The organism is Enterobacter roggenkampii, from assembly GCF_001729805.1.
GTDB lineage: Bacteria > Pseudomonadota > Gammaproteobacteria > Enterobacterales > Enterobacteriaceae > Enterobacter > Enterobacter roggenkampii.
The window spans coordinates 2765067-2783317 of the sequence record NZ_CP017184.1 but is presented as its reverse complement, the minus strand read 5'-3'; the positions used below and the strand labels follow the sequence as shown (position 1 = coordinate 2783317).

Here is an 18251-nt window from a genome sequence, read left to right as displayed (position 1 = left end):
GAGTTGACGATGTTTGCAGGTTTACCTTCTCTGAGCCATGAACAGCAGCAGAAAGCGGTTGAGCGAATTCAGGAACTGATGTCCCAGGGGATGAGCAGCGGACAGGCGATTTCCCAGGTGGCGGAAGAACTGCGCGCCACGCATACCGGCGAGCGGATCGTGGCGCGTTTCGAGGATGAAGATGAAGAGTGATCGGGCTTAAACCGCCGCGATAATCTTAATCTCAACCTTGTATTCCGGCTTCATCAGCGTGGCCTGTACGGTGCAGCGTACAGGCGCGTGACCCGCCACCACCCACGCATCCCAGGCTTTGTTCATTGCCGCGAAGTCATCTTTGTTCGCCAGGAAAATCGTCGCATCCAGAATGCGGGATTTGTCGCTGCCCTGTTTTTCCAGCACCGCGTCAATCTGCGCCAGGGTATTGGCCGTCTGCTCAAACGCATCCGCGTCAAGGTTCGCCGGGACGCCGGTGTAGTAGAGCGTCTGGTTGTGGATCACCACATCAGACCAGCGGGCTTCGGCATCAATGCGCACAATTGTCATAAACGTTTCCTCGTTATTTTTCGTCGTCAGGCGGCAAGACTGCCATATTGTTCTCGTGTCGTCACTATTTGGGGTGGCACAGGAGAGGATGGGCTGACATAATCCCTGTGCAAAAATACAGTGAGAGAGCACCGTGGCAGACGATTTTTCCCCTGAAGGTCAATTAGCGCAGGCTATCCCCGGCTTCAAACCCCGTGAGCCTCAGCGACAGATGGCGCACGCCGTTGCACGCGCCATCGATAAGGCTCAGCCGCTGGTGGTCGAAGCGGGTACCGGCACGGGTAAAACCTATGCTTACCTTGCGCCGGCGCTGCGGGCGAAAAAAAAGGTGATTATCTCCACCGGTTCGAAAGCGCTGCAGGACCAGCTCTACAGCCGCGATTTGCCCACGGTGGCAAAGGCGCTGAAATATAAAGGCCGTCTGGCCCTGCTGAAGGGGCGATCCAACTATCTCTGCCTGGAACGCCTTGAGCAGCAGGCGCTGGCGGGCGGTGACCTGCCGGTGCAAACCCTGAGCGACGTCATTATCCTTCGCGCCTGGGCGAACCAGACCGAAGAGGGCGACATCAGCACCTGCGCGAGCGTGCCGGAAGACTCTCCCGCCTGGCCGCTGGTGACCAGCACCAACGACAACTGCCTCGGCAGCGACTGCCCGCTGTATAAAGACTGCTTCGTGGTGAAAGCGCGCAAAACGGCGATGGATGCGGATGTTGTTGTGGTGAACCACCATCTGTTCCTCGCGGATATGGTCGTCAAGGACAGCGGCTTTGGTGAGCTGATCCCGGAAGCGGACGTGATGATCTTCGACGAAGCCCACCAGCTACCGGATATCGCCAGCCAGTATTTCGGCCAGTCGCTCTCCAGCCGCCAGCTGCAGGATCTGGCGAAAGATTTCACCATTGCGTACCGGACCGAACTCAAAGATACCCAGCAGCTGCAGAAGTGCGCCGATCGTCTGGCGCAGAGCGCGCAGGATTTCCGTTTACAGCTCGGCGAGCCGGGCTATCGCGGTAACCTGCGCGAGCTGCTGGCGGACAAAAACATCCAGCGCGCGCTGCTGCTGCTCGATGACGCGCTTGAGCTCTGCTACGACGTGGCGAAACTGTCGCTCGGCCGCTCCGCGCTGCTCGACGCGGCCTTCGAACGCGCCACGCTCTATCGCGGGCGGCTGAAGCGGCTGAAAGAGATTAACCAGCCGGGTTACAGCTACTGGTACGAATGCACCTCGCGCCACTTTACCCTGGCGCTCACCCCGCTGACGGTGGCGGATAAATTTAAAGAGGTGATGGCGCAAAAGCCGGGCAGCTGGATCTTCACGTCGGCAACCCTGTCGGTGAATGACGACCTGCACCACTTCACCGAGCGCCTCGGCATCGAGCAGGCGGAATCGCTGCTTCTGCCCAGCCCGTTCGATTACGAAAAGCAGGCGCTGCTCTGCGTGCCGCGCAATCTGCCGCTCCCCAACCAGCCGGGTGCGGCCCGGCTGTTGGCGGCGATGCTGAAGCCGATGATCGAGGCCAATAACGGCCGCTGCTTTATGCTCTGCACCTCCCACGCCATGATGCGCGACCTCGCCGAGCAGTTCCGCGCCACCATGACGCTACCGGTGCTGCTGCAGGGCGAAACCAGCAAAGGCCAGCTGCTGCAGCAGTTCGTTAGCGCCGGTAACGCCCTGCTGGTCGCAACCAGCAGCTTCTGGGAAGGGGTCGACGTGCGGGGCGATACGCTTTCGCTGGTGATCATTGATAAGCTGCCGTTTACCTCTCCGGACGATCCGCTGCTGAAGGCGCGCATGGAAGACTGCCGCCTGCGCGGCGGCGATCCGTTTGACGAGGTTCAGCTGCCGGATGCGGTCATTACGCTTAAGCAAGGGGTAGGGCGCTTAATCCGTGACGTCACCGATCGCGGCGTGCTGGTCATCTGCGATAACCGGCTGGTGATGCGTCCTTACGGGGCAACCTTCCTTGCAAGCCTGCCGCCCGCACCGCGGACGCGGGACATAAAACGCGCGGTGCGTTTCCTGGCAAACCCAACGGCGGAGTAATTTACCCCGGAGTGTGCTAAGATGCGCGCCATTTTGTGACTGACCCTTGCGAGAGCGCGACGACTGATGCGAATTCTGGCTATTGATACCGCGACAGAGGCTTGCTCTGTTGCTCTGTTGAACGACGGTGCTGTTTCTGCCCATTTCGAAGAGTGCCCACGGGAACACACCCAACGCATTCTCCCCCTGGTAAAAGCCATTTTAACCCAGGGCAACACCTCCTTAACCGACCTCGACGCGCTGGCCTTTGGCCGCGGCCCCGGCAGCTTTACGGGCGTACGCATCGGGATTGGCATTGCGCAAGGGCTGGCGCTGGGCGCCGAACTGCCGATGATCGGCGTCTCAACCCTCGCCACCATGGCGCAGGGCGCATGGCGCATGACCGGGGCAACGCGCGTCCTGGCCGCAATAGATGCCCGCATGGGCGAAGTTTACTGGGCCGAATACACCCGCGACGAGCAGGGCGTGTGGCACGGTGAAGAGACGGAAGCCGTGCTTAAGCCGGAAGCGGTGACGGAACGGCTGAAGCAGCTGTCCGGCGAGTGGGCGACCGTCGGTACGGGCTGGCCAGCGTGGCCTGAGATGGCGAACGGCACCGGGCTGACGCTGGTGGACGGCAATATGCTTCTGCCGGCTGCGGAAGATATGCTTCCGATTGCCAGCCAGCTGCTCGCAGCAGGCAAAACCGTGGCCGTTGAACACGCGGAACCGGTTTATTTGCGAAACACCGTCGCGTGGAAGAAACTTCCGGGCCGCGAGTGAATCTCAGTAACAGGAACTGAGAAAAAGGAGTCGCATCATGGCGGTTCAGACTAAAGTAGTACGCCTTATTATGGCAGGCGCGGTTGCCATAGCACTGAGCGGATGCGTTTCCGTTCCTGATGCGATTAAGGGCAGCAGCCCGACGCCACAGCAGGATCTGGTTCGGGTGATGAATGCACCTGAGCTGTACGTCGGCCAGGAAGCCCGCTTTGGTGGGAAAGTGATCGACGTGCAGAACCAGCAGGGGAAAACCCGCCTGGAGATCGCCACGGTACCGCTCGACAGCGGCGCTCGGCCTGTACTGGGCGAGGCCTCCCGGGGACGTATCTATGCGGACGTCAGCGGGTTCCTCGATCCGGTCGATTTTCGCGGACAGCTGGTGACCGTTGTCGGGCCGATTACCGGCGCCGTACAGGGCAAAATCGGCAGCACGCCGTATAAATTTATGACCATGCAGGTGAACGGCTACAAGCGCTGGCGGCTGGCACAGCAGGTGATCATGCCGCCTCAGCCGATCGATCCGTGGATGTGGGGTCCACATCCTTATCGTTACGGCTACCCGGGCTGGGGCTGGTATAACCCGGGACCTGCACAGGTGCAAACGATCGTAACTGAGTAACTTACTGTTATTGTTAGAAAAGAGACAGCGGCTCAGCCGCTGTCTCTGTTTTTTTACGGATAAAACGAAAAAAAAGAGTGACGCGCTTCGCAACCTTAAATCTGAACAATTAATAAACTGGTACGCTGAGTTAATATAATGTTAACAAACTGTTTATTATCGGGGTTGTGATGACGACGAACACTCATTTCAGAGGTGATGCATTGAAGAAGGTTTGGCTTAACCGTTATCCCGCAGACGTTCCTGCTGAGATCAATCCTGACCGTTATCAATCCCTGGTGGAATTATTTGAACACTCGGTAAGGCGCTACGCGGACCAGCCCGCATTTGTGAATATGGGCGAGGTGATGACGTTCCGTAAGCTGGAGGAGCGCAGCCGGGCGTTTGCGGCGTACCTGCAGGAAGGGCTGGGGCTGCAAAAAGGGGACCGCGTCGCGCTGATGATGCCGAACCTGCTGCAATACCCGGTGGCGCTGTTCGGTATCCTGCGTGCCGGGATGATTGTCGTTAACGTCAACCCGCTGTACACCCCGCGCGAGCTGGAGCATCAGCTTAACGACAGCGGCGCAGTCGCGATTGTCATTGTGTCCAACTTTGCCCATACGCTGGAAAAAGTGGTCGACAAAACCCAGGTGAAACACGTCATCCTGACGCGCATGGGGGATCAACTCTCCACCGCCAAAGGCACGCTGGTTAACTTTGTCGTCAAATACGTCAAACGTCTGGTGCCAAAATACCATCTGCCGGACGCTATCTCCTTCCGCCGTGCGCTGCATGCGGGCTATCGTATGCAGTACGTTAAGCCGGAAGTGGTCTCAGAAGATCTCGCGTTCCTGCAGTATACCGGCGGTACCACCGGCGTGGCGAAAGGCGCAATGCTGACCCACCGCAACATGCTGGCGAACCTTGAGCAGGTCAATGCAACCTACGGGCCGCTGCTGCATCCCGGCAAAGAGCTGGTCATTACGGCGCTGCCGCTGTACCACATTTTCGCACTGACCATGAACTGCCTGCTGTTTATTGAGCTCGGCGGTCAAAACGTGCTGATTACCAACCCGCGTGATATCCCGGGGCTGGTGAAAGAGCTGGCAAAATACCCGTTCACCGCCATGACCGGGGTAAATACCCTGTTTAACGCGCTGCTTAATAACAAAGAGTTCCAGCAGCTGGACTTCTCCACGCTCCATCTCTCTGCGGGCGGCGGCATGCCGGTTCAGCAGGCGGTGGCCGAGCGCTGGGTGAAGCTTACCGGCCAGTATCTGCTGGAGGGCTATGGCCTGACGGAGTGTGCGCCGCTGGTCAGCGTTAACCCGCATGACATCGACTACCACAGCGGCAGCATTGGACTGCCCGTTCCTTCCACTGAAGCGAAACTGGTCGATGATAACGATAACGAAGTCGCGCCGGGTGAGCCGGGTGAGCTTTGCGTCAAAGGTCCACAGGTCATGCTGGGCTACTGGCAGCGTCCCGACGCGACCGACGAAATCATCAAAGACGGCTGGCTGCATACCGGTGACATCGCGGTGATGGATGACGAGGGCTTCCTGCGCATTGTCGATCGCAAGAAAGATATGATCCTGGTCTCCGGCTTCAACGTCTATCCGAATGAGATCGAAGACGTGGTCATGCAGCACAGCGGCGTACTCGAAGTGGCAGCGGTCGGCGTGCCTTCCGGCAGCAGCGGTGAAGCGGTGAAGATATTTGTGGTCAAGAAAGATCCTTCTCTCACCGAGGAAGCGCTGATAACGTTTTGTCGTCGTCAGCTGACGGGCTATAAAGTGCCGAAGCTGGTGGAATTCCGCGACGAGCTGCCGAAATCCAACGTCGGGAAGATATTACGACGAGAATTACGTGACGAAGCCCGTGCCAAAGTAGACAATAAGGCCTGAGCTTCACGTTAATCGTCCAGACGCCGGTTAAGCCGGCGTTTTTTATGGGCGCAAACAAAAGAGAATCCGATTTGAATTACCAGATGATCACGACCAACGACGAGCTGGCTTCGCTGTGCGAAGTGACGCGCGACTTTCCTGCCATTGCCCTGGATACCGAGTTTGTCCGTACCCGGACGTACTACCCGCAGCTGGGGTTGATTCAGATGTACGACGGTAAACACGTGTCGCTGATCGACCCTCTCGGCATTACCGACTGGACGCCGATGCGCGATCTGCTGCTCGATACCGCCGTCACGAAATACCTGCACGCAGGCAGTGAAGATCTGGAAGTCTTTCTGAACACCTTTGGCATCATGCCTCAGCCGCTGATTGATACGCAGATCCTTGCGGCGTTCAGCGGGCGACCGCTCTCCTGGGGCTTTGCCGCCATGGTGGAGGAGTATACGGGCCTGACGCTGGATAAAAGCGAATCCCGTACCGACTGGCTGGCGCGTCCGCTTACCGCGCGCCAGCTGGAGTATGCGGCGGCTGACGTGTTTTACCTGCTGCCGATCGCCGGACAGCTGATGCAAGAAGCCGAGGCATCCGGCTGGCTGTCCGCCGCGCTGGACGAGTGCCGTATGACCCAGCTGCGTCGTCAGGAAGTGGTGGATCCGAAAGAGGCCTGGCGCGACATCAGCAACGCCTGGCAGCTGCGTACGCGTCAGCTGGCGTGCCTGCAGCTGCTGGCAGACTGGCGCTTGCGTAAAGCGCGCGAGCGCGATCTGGCCGTTAACTTTGTGGTTCGCGAAGAGCATCTCTGGGCGGTTGCGCGCTATATGCCGGGCAGCCTCGGCGAGCTGGACAGCATTGGACTTTCGGGCAGCGAAATCCGTTTCCACGGCAAAACCCTGCTGGCGCTGGTCGCAAAAGCGCAGGCGTTGCCGGAAGAGGCGCTGCCGGAACCGCTGCTGAACCTGATGGATTTGCCGGGCTATCGCAAAGCGTTTAAGGACATCAAAGCGCTGGTGCAGACGGTGGCTACGGAAAGCAAGCTGAGCGCGGAGCTGCTCGCTTCACGCCGTCAGATTAACCAGCTGCTTAACTGGCACTGGAAGCTGAAGCCGCAGAATGGCATGCCGGAAATGATGGCGGGATGGCGCGGGGAATTGATGGCCGATCGCCTGAATACGCTGCTGGAAGGTTATCCGCGATAAAAAATATGCCGGGTGATAAACCCGGCATATTTCCCCGGTGGCGCTGCGCTTACCGGGGCGACGAAATCACAAACCTACGGACGCGACTCTTCCGCTTCCGGGAGCGTCACGTTCAGCTCCAGAATCGAAATATCCCCGTCTTTTTGTTCCAGCTGCACCGTCACCATCTCCGGGTCAATCTGCACGTACTTACAGATCACTTCCAGGATGTCCTTGCGCAGCTGCGGCAGGTAGTGAGGCTCGGCGTCGCTACGACGACGCTCCGCAACGATAATTTGCAGACGTTCTTTTGCGATGTTGGCGGTGTTCTTTTTCCGCGAGAGAAAAAAGTCCAGTAATGCCATAACTTATCCTCCGAACAGGCGTTTGAGGAAACCTTTCTTCTCTTCTTCAATGAAGCGGAAAGGACGTTCTTCTCCCAGCAGACGGTCAACGGTATCGGCGTAAGCTTTACCTGCATCTGCCATTGTATCAAGGATCACTGGCTCGCCCTGGTTAGAGGCGCGTAACACGGACTGATCTTCCGGGATAACGCCCACCAGCTTAATGCGCAGGATCTCCAGCACGTCTTCCATGCTCAGCATGTCACCTTTGTTCACGCGGCCCGGGTTGTAGCGGGTGAGCAGCAGGTGTTCTTTAATCGGGTCTTCGCCATTTTCCGCACGACGGGATTTAGAGGCGAGGATCCCGAGAATGCGGTCTGAGTCACGCACGGATGAAACTTCAGGGTTGGTGGTGATGATTGCTTCATCAGCGAAGTAGAGCGCCATCAGGGCACCGGTTTCGATACCGGCAGGGGAGTCACAGACGATGAAGTCGAACTCCATTTTTTTCAGCTCGTCGAGCACCTTTTCTACCCCTTCACGGGTCAGGGCGTCTTTGTCACGCGTCTGAGAAGCCGGGAGAATGTAGAGGTTCTCGGTGCGCTTGTCTTTAATCAGCGCCTGGTTCAGCGTGGCATCGCCCTGAATGACGTTCACAAAGTCATACACGACGCGACGCTCACATCCCATGATGAGGTCGAGGTTACGCAGGCCGATATCGAAGTCGATAACGACGGTTTTCTTTCCCTTCTGGGCCAAACCAGTAGCGATGGCCGCGCTGGAGGTGGTCTTGCCAACGCCTCCTTTACCCGAAGTAACAACAATAATGCGTGCCATAGAAATTCCTTGTTAAAAAGGGATCAATTCAACGGTTGAACGGTCAACGCGTCGTCTGCCAGAAGCAGGCGAGCCGCTTTGCCATAAAATTCGGCTGGGATCTTGTCGCTCAGCCAATATTCACCTGCGATGGACACCAGTTCCGCCGTCAGGTGAGTACAAAATATTTGCGCGTCCCGATCGCCACTTGCACCTGCGAGCGCACGTCCACGCATCATACCGTAAACGTGAATATTGCCATCTGCAATCAGCTCAGCGCCAGCACTGACGTGGCTTGTAACAATCAGATCACAGTTTGGTGCATAAATGCGCTGACCGGAACGAACCGGCACATCAATCATTCGCGTTTTTGTGATGTTTGTAACGTTTTGCGCCGCAGGAGGGGGCGTTTCGACGGCAACGGGTGCCGCACGCGGGGCTTTTTCTTTGCCTTCATTCAGAAGCGGCAGCCCCGCACGGTCAATTTCCGCTTTCAGTTCAGTATCTTTGCAGCCGCTGATGCCGACAATACGCAGTCCGGTCGAGGAGACGGCCTGCTGGAGACGTTTCCAGTTAACCGGCGCTTCAAGACCGCTGACGTTGATCACAACAGGGGCGTGCTTCAGGAAGGCGGGAGCCTGGGCGATTTTGTCTTCTAACGCCTGACGAATAACCTCGGGTTTTGCATCATGCAAATGTACCACTGATAAGGTGAAGCTACTGCCTTTAAGCTCGATGGGCGTGTTTGACATCCTGGCCTTACTCAATTTGCTATTAACCGCAACCACTCGCTGCGATATTCCGAAGAGTATCAGGCATGTTATAGTCAGGAGTATATTGAGGCAAGCAACCACCCATTAATTCAGAGTAAAAACATGTTTTGTGTGATCTACAGAAGTACAACCCGTGACCAGACCTATCTTTATGTCGAAAAGAAAGACGATTTTTCACGCGTGCCTGAAGAATTAATGAAGAGCTTTGGCCGACCGCAGATGGCGATGCTGCTGCCGCTTGATGGTCGCAAGAAACTGGTGAATGCCGATCTGGAGAAAGTGAAAACGGCATTAGCCGAGCAGGGCTATTATTTACAGCTTCCGCCGCCACCCGAGAATTTATTAAAACAGCATCTTGAGGCGAACGGTAAAAAATAGTCTCAACTGTTTTTGAGCACAACACATCAACCGTTTAGGGGTCGACCATGTATCAACATCATAACTGGCAAGGTGCATTACTGGATTATCCCGTCAGCAAAGTGGTTTGCGTGGGCAGCAACTATGCAAAACATATTCAGGAGATGGGCAGTGCGACGCCACAAGAGCCGGTTCTGTTCATTAAGCCTGAAACGGCGCTTTGCGATATTCGCCAGCCGCTGGCCCTGCCGCAGGGGCTCGGCTCGGTGCACCACGAAGTGGAACTCGCCGTGCTGATCGGCGCAACGCTGCGTCAGGCCTCCGAAGAGCATGTGCAAAAAGCGATCGCCGGATACGGCGTGGCGCTGGATCTGACGCTACGCGACGTGCAGGGTAAAATGAAGAAAGCGGGGCAGCCGTGGGAAAAAGCCAAAGGGTTTGATAATTCCTGCCCGATTTCGGCGTTTGTGCCGGTGAGCGAATTTACCGGTAATCCGCAGGACACGCCGCTCAGCCTGAAGGTTAACGGTGAAATCCGCCAGCAGGGCACCACGGCAGACATGATCCATAAGATTGTGCCGCTGATCGCCTACATGAGCCGCTTCTTTACCCTCAAGCCGGGTGATGTGATCCTGACAGGCACGCCGGAAGGCGTTGGTCCGCTCGCGAGCGGTGATGAACTTGAAGTTGGTTTTAACGGCCTGTCGCTGAAAACCCGCGTGCTGTAACCTCCTCTTGCCGCCTGAAAAGGGCGGCAAAACTTGCAACGACGTGCCAGACTCGTTATAAGGTGCGCTTTCTTCTGACGTGTGGACATCCTGATGAACGACATCCCTTTCTGGCAAAGCAAAACTCTCGACGACATGACCGACGCGGAATGGGAATCCTTATGCGACGGCTGCGGTCAGTGCTGCCTGCACAAGCTGATGGATGAAGACACGGACGAAATCTACTTCACCAACGTGGCCTGCAAGCAGCTGAACATCAAAACCTGCCAGTGCCGCAACTACGAGCGCCGCTTCGAGTTCGAGCCAGACTGCATTAAATTAACCCGTGAGAATCTGCCCACCTTTGAATGGCTGCCGCATACCTGCGCGTATCGCCTGCTGGCGGAGGGGAAAGGTCTGCCTGACTGGCACCCCCTGCTGACCGGTTCAAAAGCGGCGATGCACGGCGAACGTATCTCCGTGCGCCACATTGCGGTAAAAGAGTCCGAGGTGCGGGACTGGGAAGATCACATCATGAACCACCCGACCCGTTGAGATTAAAAAACCCGCCAAAGCGGGTTTTTTATTGTGCGCTGTTGTGTCGGGTGGCGCTGCGCTTACCCGACCTACAAAACCGTAGGCCCGCGCAAGCGAAGCGCCGCCGGGCGAATTAGCGTCCGAACAAATCGCGTTTCTTCGGTTTGAACGGCTGAGCGATCAACACCAGCAGCGCCACGACGAAGTAGGCGGCAAAAATGCCCACCAGCCACTGCGGCATCTCCAGCGTCAGGAATTCCCACTGGCGAACGGAGCAGTCACCGGAGGCAACGAACACCTGCGGCAGCCATTTGTCCAGCGGCAGCCAGCTCGGGAAGCGGGCGGCAAAATCGCAGGTCATAAACGGTGACGGATGCAGCTGCATCATCGTGTGCTGCCAGGAGAGTTCAATGCCTTTCCAGGCGCTGTACAGCCAGATTGCGATCCCGGCATAGCGAAGCGGCGACTTCGGCGCAATCGCGCCGACCAGGCCAGCCCCCATAATGCCGAACAGCGCGCAGCGTTCGTAAATACAGAGCACGCAAGGTTTGAGTCCCATTACGTGCTGGAACCACAGCGCGACCATTTCCAGCGCAAAGGCGGTCAGGGCCATTAACAACCATGCTCCGCGACCGCGGGAGCACTGGTTTAAAAATCTCAACATAATCATTTCCCTGGAACATGCTTAGAAAGCGCAGTGTAAACGAATTCGTTTTTCGCGCCACCTGTACCTGGCGAAATAAAACGTAATTGGATGTTTATCGTGCGAAAAGGCAAACGGGCAGCGAACTGCCCGAGTTGCAGAGTTTACTGCGCCGCAAGTATACCCGCTTGTATCAACCATTGCGTACAGGGAATAAGGGTAATTTTGACGCAAAGCAATCCCACGATCGTAAGCACCAGCGTATAGGGCAGGGCCATCCAGACCATTCTTCCATAAGAAAGACGTATGAGTGGCGCAAGGGCGGAGGTCAGCAGGAACAGGAAGGCGGCCTGGCCATTGGGTGTCGCCACCGACGGCAGGTTGGTACCGGTGTTGATCGCCACGGCCAGCAGTTCAAACTGTCCGGCGCTGATCACGCCTTGCTCCATCGCGGTCTTAGCCTCGTTAATGTAAACCGTCCCGACAAAGACGTTATCTGAGATTGACGAGAGCAGGCCGTTAAACAGATAAAACAGCGACAGCTGAGCATCCGGTGATGCCCGTAAGACAAAGGCAATAATCGGCGCGAACAGGTGCTGGTCGATTATCACCGCCACGACCGCAAAGAACACCGCCAGCAGGGCGGTAAACGGCAGCGCTTCGGTGAAGGCTTTGCCGATGGCATGCTCATCCGTCACGCCGGTAAAGGTCGTGGCGAGAATAATCACGGACAGACCAATCAGCCCCACTTCAGCAAGATGGAACGCCAGCGCGGCGATAAGCCAGACGCCGATGATCCCCTGTGCAATCAGGCGCAGCGTCTCCTGGCGCGTCCGCTGGCGTCGGCTCTGCAGATCGAATTTATGCAGCTCCTGACGTACCGGCTCCGGGAGTTGTGCCCCGTAACCAAAGAGGCGAAACTTCTCCACCAGCAAACAGGTCGCCAGACCGCAGATCAGCACCGGCACGCTCACCGGGGCCATTCTCAGGAAGAAATCACCGAAGTGCCAGCCCGCCGCTTTCGCAATGATCAGGTTTTGCGGCTCGCCCACCATCGTCATCACGCCCCCCAGGGCGGTACCCACCCCGGCATGCATCATCAGGCTGCGCAGGAAGGCGCGAAACTGTTCCAGTACCTCGCGGTTATGCGCATCGACATGGCTGTCATCCTGCAGATCCTCACCCGGACGAGAGGAGGCCACGCGGTGATAAATACCGTAAAACCCCACCGCGACGCTTATCACCACCGCGACGACCGTCAGCGCGTCCAGGAAGGCTGACAGGAAGGCGGCCGCAAGGCAAAACGCCAGCGAGAGAACCGTTTTCGACGGAATGCTGAGCAGCAGGCGCGTAAAGATAAACAGCAGCAGCTGTTTCATAAAGTAGATGCCCGCCACCATAAACATCAGCAGCAGAAGCACTTCAAGATTTGAAGCCAGCTCTGCTTTGACATGCTCGGCTGAGGTCATGCCAATCACTACCGCTTCAAACGCCAGCAATCCGCCCGGCAACAGGGGATAACATTTCAGCGCCATCGCCAGGGTGAAGATAAACTCCGCGACCAGCAGCCACCCGGCAACGAACGGGTTCACGTAAAAGAGGAGAGGGTTAACGGCTAGGAACACCAGCAGTATCAGTTTGTACCAGTCAGGAGACTGGCCTAAAAAATTGCGCCACAGGGCGCGCCCAAAAGAAATTTCCACGACAGACGTCCTTCCCCGTCAAGTAAGACAAAACATCAGTATACGCAAAATTCACGGTCCAGACGCGGATAAGACTGCATTGTAAATTTCATAAAAATGAAACGGCGATCCCTCTTTTCTCTCTTTGCCGCGCTACCTGCCACTGCACGCCTCTGGTATGATGAGTCCAATTTGCTAAAGCTGTGTAATGGAAATCTCACTATGGTCATTAAGGCGCAGAGCCCGGCGGGTTTCGCGGAAGAGTACATCATTGAAAGCATCTGGAATAATCGTTTCCCTGCGGGGTCCATTCTTCCGGCTGAACGCGAACTCTCTGAACTGATTGGCGTCACTCGCACCACGCTGCGTGAAGTGCTTCAGCGACTGGCGCGCGATGGCTGGTTGACGATCCAGCACGGCAAGCCAACAAAAGTGAACAACTTCTGGGAAACCTCCGGGCTGAACATTCTTGAAACGCTGGCGCGTCTCGATCATGAAAGCGTGCCGCAGCTCATTGATAATCTGCTCTCCGTTCGCACCAACATCGCGACGATCTTTATTCGTACGGCTTTCCGCCAGCATCCGGAAGATGCGCTTGCGGTGCTGGCCAGTGCCAACGAGGTGGAAGATCACGCCGACGCGTTTGCCACCCTCGATTACAACGTCTTCCGTGGCCTGGCGTTTGCCTCCGGCAACCCGGTGTATGGTCTGATCCTCAACGGTATGAAGGGACTCTACACCCGCATTGGCCGCCACTACTTTGCCAATCCCGAAGCCCGCAGCCTGGCGCTGGGCTTTTACCATAAGCTGAGCAAGCTGTGCTCCGAAGGTCTGCACGATCAGGTGTATGAGACGGTGCGCCGCTACGGTCACGATTCCGGTGAAATCTGGCACCGTATGCAGAAAACGCTGCCGGGTGATTTGGCGATTCAGAGCCGCTGAAATAAAAAACCTCTCGTGTGAGAGGTTTTTTTTCGCCCGGTGGCGCTTCGCTTACCGGGCCTACAAAACCCGTAGGCCGGGTAAGGCGTAGCCGCCACCCGGCAAAAAACTACAGCGTATTCAACCGCGCCGGGCAGCGTTCAAGCAGCTCGACGCTCCCGTCTTCATTCTGCTGCTCCAGCTGAACATCAAAGCCCCACAGGCGATGCACGTGCTTCAGCACCTCTTTACGCCCTTTATCCAGCGGCGCGCGATTGTGCGGGATATAGCGCAGCGTCAGGGAGCGGTCACCGCGCAAATCCACGTTCCACACCTGAATGTTGGGTTCAAGATTGCTCAGGTTGTACTGGGAAGAGAGGCGAGAGCGGATCTCACGGTATCCCTCCTCGTTGTGGATTGCGGAGATCTCCAGATAGTTGTTGCGGTCGTCATCCAGCACGGTGAAGAAGCGGAAATCACGCATGATCTTCGGCGACATAAACTGGCTGATGAAGCTCTCATCCTTAAAGTCGCGCATCGCAAAGTGCAGCGTTTCCAGCCAGTCAGATCCGGCGATATCCGGGAACCAGTATTTGTCTTCTTCCGTCGGCGACTGACAGATACGCTTAATGTCCTGGAACATGGCGAAGCCAAGGGCATACGGGTTAATCCCACTGTACCACGGGCTGTTATAGGGCGGCTGGAACACCACGTTGGTATGGCTGTGGAGAAACTCCATCATGAACCGCTCGGTAACTTTCCCCTCGTCATACAGGTGGTTGAGGATGGTGTAGTGCCAGAATGTCGCCCAGCCTTCGTTCATCACCTGCGTCTGCTTTTGCGGATAGAAATACTGGCTCACCTTGCGCACGATGCGCAGGATCTCACGCTGCCACGGCTCCAGCAGCGGGGCGTTCTTCTCCATAAAATAGAGCAGGTTTTCCTGCGGCTCGGACGGATAGCGACGCGCTTCGGCGATCGTTTTTTCTTCCTCACGCTTCGGCAGGGTGCGCCACAGCATGTTCACCTGGCTCTGGAGATACTCTTCGCGGCTTTTCTGCCGGGCCTTCTCCTCCTGCAGGGAGATTTTCTGCGGACGTTTGTAGCGGTCAACGCCGTAGTTCATCAGCGCGTGACAGGAGTCGAGCAGTTTTTCCACTTCGTCCACGCCGTAGCGTTCTTCGCAGTCGGTAATGTATTTACGGGCGAAGATCAGGTAATCGACGATGGAGCTGGCATCCGTCCAGCTGCGGAACAGATAGTTATTCTTGAAAAAGGAGTTGTGCCCGTAGCAGGCGTGCGCCATCACCAGCGCCTGCATGGTAATGGTGTTCTCTTCCATTAAATAGGCGATACACGGATTGGAGTTGATGACGATTTCATACGCCAGACCCTGCTGGCCGTGCTTATACAGCCGCTCCGTTTCAATAAATTTCTTACCAAACGACCAGTGCGGATAGTTGATCGGCATCCCGACGCTGGAGTAGGCGTCCATCATCTGTTCGGACGTAATGACTTCAATCTGATGGGGATAGGTATCCAGGCGATACAGTTTTGCAACCCGGTCGATTTCGGCGAGGTAAACATCCAGCAGCTCGAAGGTCCAGTCGGGTCCATCGCTCAGACGTGTGTTGTCCTTGTTCAGGGAATCAATAGTAGCCATTAGCGCGCCCTCGTTGTGGGTGCTCTCTCTGTCTGGAGAGCCTCCTTTCAAGCATAGATCAACGTGTTAAAAAGCGTGCTGGGGCAGAAATTTTTTCTTTGCGATTTCGCGTTTTTGATACGGCAAAAAAACGGTGTCTCTCAGCATTTTATGCTGGTTAAAAATAACGCGCAGCAGGAGATCCCAAATTAGCACTATCCCCTGATGCTGGGGGATGTGTGAGGTAAGTCACCATAAAAAAGTCGTATGTTGAATAATATTTTCAACTAGGTTATCAATCTGTAATTAGAAGATTGTTCTTTTGCACATAATGGAGTGGCTATGCGTGTTGTCATACTGGGAAGTGGTGTCGTTGGGGTAACCAGCGCCTGGTATTTAAGTCAGGCGGGACATGACGTCACCGTTATCGATCGTGAGTCAGGCCCCGCGCTGGAAACCAGCGCGGCGAACGCCGGGCAAATCTCTCCGGGCTATGCGGCACCGTGGGCAGCACCGGGCGTTCCGCTGAAAGCGATTAAATGGATGTTCCAGCGCCACGCGCCGCTGGCCATCAGCCTTGACGGCACGCAGTTCCAGCTGAAGTGGATGTGGCAGATGCTGCGCAACTGCGACACACGCCACTACATGGAGAACAAAGGGCGCATGGTGCGCCTGGCGGAATACAGCCGCGACTGCCTGAAAGCGCTGCGCGCCTCAACCGGGATTGAGTACGAAGGCCGTCAGGGCGGAACGCTCCAGCTGTTCCGCACCGAACAACAGTATGAAAACGCCACCCGCGATATCGCCGTGCTGGAAGATGCTGGCGTACCGTATCAGCTGCTGGAAGCCAGCCAGCTTGGTCAGGTTGAACCTGCGCTGGCGGAAGTGGCGCATAAGCTGACGGGCGGCCTGCGCCTGCCGAATGACGAAACCGGCGACTGCCAGCTCTTTACGCAGCGTCTGGCGCAGATGTGCGAGCAGGCAGGGGTGAAATTCCGGTACAACACCTCTGTCGACAAGCTGCTGTCGGAAGGGGAAAAAATTTACGGCGTGAAGTGTGGCGAAGAGGTGATCAAAGCAGATGCTTACGTCATGGCGTTTGGTTCGTACTCCACCGCGATGCTGAAGGGCATTCTCGATATTCCGGTCTACCCGCTAAAAGGCTACTCGCTGACCATTCCGGTAAAAGAGGAGAGCGGCGCACCGGTTTCTACCATTCTGGATGAAACCTATAAAATCGCCATTACCCGCTTCGATAACCGCATCCGCGTAGGCGGCATGGCGGAGATTGTCGGCTTCAACACCGAACTGCTGAAACCGCGTCGTGAAACGCTGGAGATGGTGGTGGGGGACCTCTTCCCGCGCGGTGGCTTTGTCGAGCAGGCGACCTTCTGGACCGGCCTGCGTCCGATGACGCCGGACGGCACGCCGATTGTCGGGCGCACGCCGTTCAAAAACCTGTGGACCAATACCGGACACGGTACGCTTGGCTGGACGATGGCCTGCGGCTCCGGGCAGCTGCTGAGCGACCTGATTTCCGGACGCACGCCGGCCATTCCGTTTGACGATCTCAGTGTCGCGCGCTATCAATCGGGGTTTACGCCGTCGCGTCCACAGCACCTGCACGGCGCACATAACTAAGGAGTTGTCATGTCCCGTCCTGTTCTCGCTCAGCTGAACCTGCAGGCCCTGAAGGATAACCTGCAGATTGTTCGTCGGGCGGCACCTGGCGCACGCGTGTGGTCGGTGGTGAAAGCGAATGCCTACGGCCACGGCATTGACCGTATCTGGAGCGCGCTGAGCGCCACCGATGGCTTTGCGTTACTCAATCTTGAAGAGGCCATTCTGCTGCGCGAGCGCGGCTGGAAAGGGCCCATACTGCTGCTGGAGGGCTTCTTCCACGCCGACGATCTGCCGCTGCTGGATAAGTACCGGCTGACCACCAGCGTTCATAGCAACTGGCAGATCAAAGCGATTCAGGATGCGAAGCTCCACGCGCCGCTGGATATCTATCTCAAGGTCAACAGCGGCATGAACCGCCTGGGCTTCCAGCCTGAGCGGGTGCATACGGTCTGGCAGCAGCTGCGCGCCCTGAAGAACGTGGGTGAAATGACGCTGATGGCGCACTTTGCCGACGCGGAAAAACCGGACGGTATCGCCGATGCCATGGTCCGCATTGAGCAGGCGGCAGAAGGGCTGGACTGCCCGCGCTCGCTGTCCAACTCGGCGGCCACGCTGTGGCATCCCGAGGCGCATTACAACTGGGTGCGTCCGGGGATCGTTCTGTACGGCGCGTCGCCCTCGGGCCAGTGGCAGGATATCGCCAACAGCGGCCTGAAGCCGGTTATGACCCTGCGCAGCGAAATCATTGGTGTGCAGACCCTGAAAGCTGGCGACACGGTGGGCTACGGTAGCCGCTATCGGGCAAAGGGCGAGCAGCGGATTGGTATCGTGGCGGGCGGCTATGCCGACGGCTACCCGCGCATTGCGCCGACCGGTACGCCTGTGTGGGTAGATGGAGTCCGCACGGGAACGGTAGGCACCGTATCTATGGATATGCTGGCCGTTGACCTGACGCCATGCCCGCAGGCGGGTATCGGTTCCCCGGTCGAGCTGTGGGGTAACGAAATCAAAATTGATGACGTGGCGGCCGCGGCGGGCACGGTAGGGTATGAACTGATGTGTGCCCTGGCACCGAGGGTGCCGGTTGTGACGGTGTAACGTATGTTCGCCGGGTGGCGCTAACGCTTACCCGGCCTACGTTCGAGGGTTTTGTAGGCCGGGTAAGGCGAAG

General features: G+C 57.0%; 19 protein-coding genes. 12 read left to right on the top strand and 7 right to left on the bottom strand.

Annotation, left to right across the window (positions count from 1 at the left end; genetic code table 11):
• Positions 1–9: 9 nt before the first annotated feature.
• Positions 10–192, top strand: a complete 183-nt coding sequence (locus tag BFV67_RS13080; RefSeq protein WP_008500497.1) for a YoaH family protein — start codon at positions 10–12, stop codon at positions 190–192.
• A 6-nt stretch (positions 193–198) separates the two neighbouring features.
• Here BFV67_RS13080 and BFV67_RS13075 read toward each other — a convergent pair whose 3' ends face one another.
• On the bottom strand, positions 199–543 hold the full coding sequence (locus BFV67_RS13075) for a RidA family protein (RefSeq protein WP_008500498.1): 345 nt from the start codon (positions 541–543) through the stop codon (positions 199–201).
• Between the two features lie 133 nt (positions 544–676).
• Between BFV67_RS13075 and BFV67_RS13070 the strand changes: the two genes are divergently transcribed.
• The 5 genes from BFV67_RS13070 to rnd all read left to right on the top strand — a co-directional run bounded on the left by BFV67_RS13070 (position 677) and on the right by rnd (position 7056).
• Positions 677–2587 (top strand): ATP-dependent DNA helicase, encoded by a 1911-nt coding sequence (locus tag BFV67_RS13070; RefSeq protein ID WP_023325496.1) that lies wholly within the window; start codon positions 677–679, stop codon positions 2585–2587.
• 66 nt (positions 2588–2653) lie between these two features.
• The gene (gene tsaB / locus BFV67_RS13065; RefSeq protein ID WP_063435827.1) at positions 2654–3349 is read left to right on the top strand and encodes a tRNA (adenosine(37)-N6)-threonylcarbamoyltransferase complex dimerization subunit type 1 TsaB; all 696 of its coding nucleotides are present in this window, start codon (positions 2654–2656) and stop codon (positions 3347–3349) included.
• A gap of 37 nt (positions 3350–3386) precedes the next feature.
• The gene (locus BFV67_RS13060) at positions 3387–3968 is read left to right on the top strand and encodes a Slp family lipoprotein (RefSeq protein WP_023293933.1); all 582 of its coding nucleotides are present in this window, start codon (positions 3387–3389) and stop codon (positions 3966–3968) included.
• 203 nt (positions 3969–4171) lie between these two features.
• Positions 4172–5857 carry a long-chain-fatty-acid--CoA ligase FadD gene (fadD, locus tag BFV67_RS13055; protein ID WP_014884268.1) on the top strand — a complete coding sequence of 562 codons (1686 nt, stop codon included), beginning with the start codon at positions 4172–4174 and terminating at the stop codon, positions 5855–5857.
• Between the two features lie 83 nt (positions 5858–5940).
• Positions 5941–7056, top strand: a complete 1116-nt coding sequence (gene rnd, locus BFV67_RS13050) for a ribonuclease D (RefSeq protein ID WP_157888833.1) — start codon at positions 5941–5943, stop codon at positions 7054–7056.
• Positions 7057–7130: 74 nt separating this feature from the next.
• Here rnd and minE read toward each other — a convergent pair whose 3' ends face one another.
• Genes minE through minC form a run of 3 tightly spaced genes read right to left on the bottom strand, consistent with a single transcriptional unit; the run spans position 7131 to position 8947 of the window.
• Entirely contained in the window at positions 7131–7400 is a 270-nt protein-coding gene (gene minE / locus BFV67_RS13045; protein WP_008500504.1) for a cell division topological specificity factor MinE, read from the bottom strand.
• Positions 7401–7403: 3 nt separating this feature from the next.
• Positions 7404–8216: a septum site-determining protein MinD gene (gene minD / locus BFV67_RS13040; protein WP_008500505.1), complete on the bottom strand. Its 813-nt coding sequence runs from the start codon at positions 8214–8216 to the stop codon at positions 7404–7406.
• A gap of 23 nt (positions 8217–8239) precedes the next feature.
• Positions 8240–8947 carry a septum site-determining protein MinC gene (minC, locus tag BFV67_RS13035; protein WP_008500506.1) on the bottom strand — a complete coding sequence of 236 codons (708 nt, stop codon included), beginning with the start codon at positions 8945–8947 and terminating at the stop codon, positions 8240–8242.
• A gap of 123 nt (positions 8948–9070) precedes the next feature.
• On the opposite strand from minC, the gene BFV67_RS13030 reads away from it, so the two are divergent.
• The 3 genes from BFV67_RS13030 to BFV67_RS13020 all read left to right on the top strand — a co-directional run bounded on the left by BFV67_RS13030 (position 9071) and on the right by BFV67_RS13020 (position 10587).
• Positions 9071–9346, top strand: a complete 276-nt coding sequence (locus BFV67_RS13030; RefSeq protein ID WP_008500507.1) for a YcgL domain-containing protein — start codon at positions 9071–9073, stop codon at positions 9344–9346.
• 47 nt (positions 9347–9393) lie between these two features.
• A complete protein-coding gene (locus BFV67_RS13025) occupies positions 9394–10053 on the top strand; it encodes a fumarylacetoacetate hydrolase family protein (RefSeq protein WP_044596615.1) in 660 nt (219 codons plus the stop codon).
• Positions 10054–10146: 93 nt separating this feature from the next.
• Positions 10147–10587, top strand: a complete 441-nt coding sequence (locus BFV67_RS13020) for a YcgN family cysteine cluster protein (protein WP_008500509.1) — start codon at positions 10147–10149, stop codon at positions 10585–10587.
• Between the two features lie 115 nt (positions 10588–10702).
• Here BFV67_RS13020 and dsbB read toward each other — a convergent pair whose 3' ends face one another.
• Both dsbB and nhaB read right to left on the bottom strand, forming a co-directional pair.
• The gene (dsbB, locus tag BFV67_RS13015) at positions 10703–11233 is read right to left on the bottom strand and encodes a disulfide bond formation protein DsbB (RefSeq protein ID WP_028015880.1); all 531 of its coding nucleotides are present in this window, start codon (positions 11231–11233) and stop codon (positions 10703–10705) included.
• A gap of 143 nt (positions 11234–11376) precedes the next feature.
• Positions 11377–12915 carry a Na(+)/H(+) antiporter NhaB gene (nhaB, locus tag BFV67_RS13010; RefSeq protein WP_021240405.1) on the bottom strand — a complete coding sequence of 513 codons (1539 nt, stop codon included), beginning with the start codon at positions 12913–12915 and terminating at the stop codon, positions 11377–11379.
• 201 nt (positions 12916–13116) lie between these two features.
• Between nhaB and fadR the strand changes: the two genes are divergently transcribed.
• Entirely contained in the window at positions 13117–13836 is a 720-nt protein-coding gene (gene fadR, locus BFV67_RS13005; protein WP_008500512.1) for a fatty acid metabolism transcriptional regulator FadR, read from the top strand.
• Between the two features lie 109 nt (positions 13837–13945).
• On the opposite strand, the gene BFV67_RS13000 is transcribed toward fadR, so the two are convergent.
• Positions 13946–15478, bottom strand: a complete 1533-nt coding sequence (locus tag BFV67_RS13000; RefSeq protein ID WP_023293929.1) for a SpoVR family protein — start codon at positions 15476–15478, stop codon at positions 13946–13948.
• Positions 15479–15799: 321 nt separating this feature from the next.
• On the opposite strand from BFV67_RS13000, the gene BFV67_RS12990 reads away from it, so the two are divergent.
• Positions 15800–17098 (top strand): D-amino acid dehydrogenase, encoded by a 1299-nt coding sequence (locus BFV67_RS12990; RefSeq protein WP_008500514.1) that lies wholly within the window; start codon positions 15800–15802, stop codon positions 17096–17098.
• A gap of 9 nt (positions 17099–17107) precedes the next feature.
• Positions 17108–18178, top strand: a complete 1071-nt coding sequence (gene dadX / locus BFV67_RS12985; protein WP_008500515.1) for a catabolic alanine racemase DadX — start codon at positions 17108–17110, stop codon at positions 18176–18178.
• The last annotated feature ends 73 nt before the right edge of the window (positions 18179–18251 follow it).

Bases quoted from the DNA above. Each gene is read 5' to 3' on its own strand.
- BFV67_RS13080 (WP_008500497.1), top strand. From the start codon at position 10: ATGTTTGCAGGTTTACCTTCTCTGAGCCATGAACAGCAGCAGAAAGCG.
- BFV67_RS13060 (WP_023293933.1), top strand. From the start codon at position 3,387: ATGGCGGTTCAGACTAAAGTAGTACGCCTTATTATGGCAGGCGCGGTT.
- rnd (WP_157888833.1), top strand. From the start codon at position 5,941: ATGATCACGACCAACGACGAGCTGGCTTCGCTGTGCGAAGTGACGCGC.
- BFV67_RS13025 (WP_044596615.1), top strand. From the start codon at position 9,394: ATGTATCAACATCATAACTGGCAAGGTGCATTACTGGATTATCCCGTC.
- dsbB (WP_028015880.1), bottom strand. From the start codon at position 11,233: ATGTTGAGATTTTTAAACCAGTGCTCCCGCGGTCGCGGAGCATGGTTG.
- BFV67_RS13000 (WP_023293929.1), bottom strand. From the start codon at position 15,478: ATGGCTACTATTGATTCCCTGAACAAGGACAACACACGTCTGAGCGAT.
- minC (WP_008500506.1), bottom strand. From the start codon at position 8,947: ATGTCAAACACGCCCATCGAGCTTAAAGGCAGTAGCTTCACCTTATCA.
- BFV67_RS13020 (WP_008500509.1), top strand. From the start codon at position 10,147: ATGAACGACATCCCTTTCTGGCAAAGCAAAACTCTCGACGACATGACC.
- minE (WP_008500504.1), bottom strand. From the start codon at position 7,400: ATGGCATTACTGGACTTTTTTCTCTCGCGGAAAAAGAACACCGCCAAC.
- dadX (WP_008500515.1), top strand. From the start codon at position 17,108: ATGTCCCGTCCTGTTCTCGCTCAGCTGAACCTGCAGGCCCTGAAGGAT.
- minD (WP_008500505.1), bottom strand. From the start codon at position 8,216: ATGGCACGCATTATTGTTGTTACTTCGGGTAAAGGAGGCGTTGGCAAG.
- fadR (WP_008500512.1), top strand. From the start codon at position 13,117: ATGGTCATTAAGGCGCAGAGCCCGGCGGGTTTCGCGGAAGAGTACATC.
- BFV67_RS12990 (WP_008500514.1), top strand. From the start codon at position 15,800: ATGCGTGTTGTCATACTGGGAAGTGGTGTCGTTGGGGTAACCAGCGCC.
- BFV67_RS13075 (WP_008500498.1), bottom strand. From the start codon at position 543: ATGACAATTGTGCGCATTGATGCCGAAGCCCGCTGGTCTGATGTGGTG.
- BFV67_RS13030 (WP_008500507.1), top strand. From the start codon at position 9,071: ATGTTTTGTGTGATCTACAGAAGTACAACCCGTGACCAGACCTATCTT.
- tsaB (WP_063435827.1), top strand. From the start codon at position 2,654: ATGCGAATTCTGGCTATTGATACCGCGACAGAGGCTTGCTCTGTTGCT.